Annotated in this window: 1 protein-coding gene; it reads right to left on the reverse strand. The window is 56.6% G+C overall.

The features are described from left to right. On the reverse strand, positions 1-546 hold a 546-nt coding region (locus P1S59_14720), incomplete at both ends, for a hypothetical protein (GenBank protein ID MDF1527473.1).

Genomic DNA, 546 nt, shown 5'->3' on the forward strand with positions numbered 1-546 from the left:
GTTCGATGCGGTCTGGACTTGGACAATCAACTGAAACGGATTTTCGGGGGCGCAGGTTTCGGTTACGTTGGTCACGTAGCCGACGTGATCTTGCCCCCGCTTGCGGCGATAGGTCGCTTCCCAGTCGTCGGGGGATTGTAAGCTGTCAGCGCTCAACTCTGCCCCTGCCTTGGCGCGCAGCTGGCTCTCGTCGACGACGAAATGCTCTTTGAAAACGCATTCGAGAATCTGGTAAGCCGATTCCTGGACATACTTGGCCTGGAGTTCTCCCACCAATTTGTGCATCAACTCGCCCACCCGCTGCAGATGCTCGGGGTAGGCTTCGCGCTTGAGGGTATAGATATACTGGCCCGCCGTGCCTTTCAGATAGGCCGCAAAGTCGGCGGCATAGCGCTGTTGGTCACCTTCATCCAGCATCCGATGGACCCGTTGCACTACCTCGACCAACAATTGCAAACGGGTCGTGTGCCGAATGTTGCTGGCAATGAGGGTGCTATCCATGCGCAATTTGTGCGTCTTCAGGTTGAAGACCGCTATCTGCGCATC

This window comes from bacterium (genome assembly GCA_029210965.1).
In the GTDB taxonomy this organism is placed as follows: domain Bacteria; phylum BMS3Abin14; class BMS3Abin14; order BMS3Abin14; family BMS3Abin14; genus JALHUC01.